Origin of the sequence: Streptomyces sp. NPDC127092, assembly GCF_042722475.1 — a bacterium.
GTDB lineage: Bacteria > Actinomycetota > Actinomycetes > Streptomycetales > Streptomycetaceae > Streptomyces.
Genome location: NZ_JBHXFE010000190.1, coordinates 1 through 1,634, shown reverse-complemented (window position 1 = coordinate 1,634; position 1,634 = coordinate 1). Strand labels below are relative to the sequence as shown.

The following is a 1,634-nucleotide window of genomic DNA, read 5'->3' as shown; positions in this document are numbered from 1 at the left end:
CCCGAATGGGGCCCAGACACGGGCGAAGTCGCCGATGTCTTCGGGCGTCCTTGCTCGGTCGTGGTGGGCCTCGACGACCTGGGCGACCTTCTCGATCAGATCGAATACAGTCCGGTCCCTGTCGTCGCTCGACTGGCCGGCCCCGCGCGTGCCGGCGGGCTCGTCGCCGCGGGCAGACATCGCACTCAGCGTCGATACCGCGACATTCGCTTTCAGCGAAGCTCGCCTCGGTGTCGTGTCCGCCATGATCTCCGGCGCCGTCCTCTACCGTGACTCGGCCCGTGCGGGCCGAGAGCTCATGCGCACCGGCCGCACCTTCGACGCCCACGAGGCTGCCGCGGTCGGCCTCATCAACACTGCCGTCCCTCGTGAGAAATTCGACGGCGCCGTACGCGAGGTTGTCGATGCACTAGTCCTCGGCGAACCACATGGGCTGGCGGCCACCAAGAGTCACGTCACGCGCACCCGCAAGCAGCGACCACCCACAGCGGAGCTGGTATCGCTGTCCCAGAACTTCTTCACCAGCCCGCAGGCGAAGGAGGGCATCCGCGCGTTCGCCGAGAAACGAACCCCGGCCTGGGTACCGGCGGTGTAGCTCCGCGCACGGACCCTTCCGCGCACGCTCATGTCGGTGCCGGTTGCGTCGACCCAACCGACACCGTGGAAATGGCGGCCGTCTCGGGATCATCAGGCATCATCAACGCAATGACGGCTGACCCGGCTCCAGACGACGACCACTGGCGCGAAGAAATCTTTGATCGGTTGAACAGAGCAAGCGGTGTGCTAAACCGCATCGAAGCCGATGAGCCGTACCCAGTCGAACCAGCTAGCGACCTAGCAGGAGACCGGGAGCAGGTGCCCGACTTGTGGGTCGACACCCTTGCAACCAGACGACTGAAGGTGGCAGTGGACTATTTGGCGGGCTTGCGCGACCTAGTGAACGGTGGCACGCACTTCTATGCACCGTTTGCGCTCTTACGCGCGGTGCTCGAATCTAGCGCTACCGCCGTGTGGCTGCTGGAGCCCGACGACCGCAAGATCCGCCTTCAACGGCTGGTCGGCTTGCACATCGACGACACGAACAACAAGAAAGCGATGCAGTTCATGTTGCCGGAGGACCTCCGCGACCCTTTTGATCACGAGCCCGGCATCAGGCAGATGGTGACTGATTCTGGATCACCGCGCGGGAAGTGCAAGTTCCCCGACTACACGTCCGTTCTCAAGAAGATCGACGACCTACCCGACGAAGGGGGTTCAATGCTTCTCGCGTGGAGGGTTTGTTCTGGCTTCTCGCACGGTCTTAGCTGGGCAACAGCCGGACTCATCCCACAGTCGAACCGCGAACAGACCGGAGCGACCTTGCATCGAGCCGAGATTTCTCCGAACTACCAATTGGTATCGTTCACCGTTAAAACAGCCGTTCGTACAATTGAGCGCGCTGATTGCCTTTTCAAGGTCCGCCAGACTGCGCGGCCGCACGAGATCAAGTTTGGCCTCAGACGGGACTCGTAGTGAGCGCCGACGCCCGTCTGCCCTGGGCACCCGTCGGCATGCTCGCACGGATCTCTAGAAGACGCGGAGCTTCTCTGGCTTATCGGGGGCGCAACCATCGGTGGGCGGGGTCACTACATAAC

3 protein-coding genes are annotated in these 1,634 nt (G+C 62.9%); 2 read left to right on the top strand and 1 reads right to left on the bottom strand.

Features of this window, described 5'->3' with window-relative positions; translation table 11 throughout:
- On the bottom strand, window positions 1-246 hold a 246-nt coding region (locus tag ACFWJO_RS38715), incomplete at its 3' end, for a hypothetical protein (RefSeq protein ID WP_386872902.1).
- Between ACFWJO_RS38715 and ACFWJO_RS38710 the strand changes: the two genes are divergently transcribed.
- Both ACFWJO_RS38710 and ACFWJO_RS38705 read left to right on the top strand, forming a co-directional pair.
- Window positions 149-595, top strand: coding sequence for an enoyl-CoA hydratase-related protein (locus ACFWJO_RS38710; protein WP_378493890.1), 447 nt, complete (start codon window positions 149-151; stop codon window positions 593-595). The two genes, ACFWJO_RS38715 and ACFWJO_RS38710, sit on opposite strands and share 98 nt — an antisense overlap.
- Window positions 596-705: 110 nt before the next feature.
- Window positions 706-1,512, top strand: coding sequence for a hypothetical protein (locus tag ACFWJO_RS38705; RefSeq protein ID WP_386872900.1), 807 nt, complete (start codon window positions 706-708; stop codon window positions 1,510-1,512).
- The last annotated feature ends 122 nt before the right edge of the window (window positions 1,513-1,634 follow it).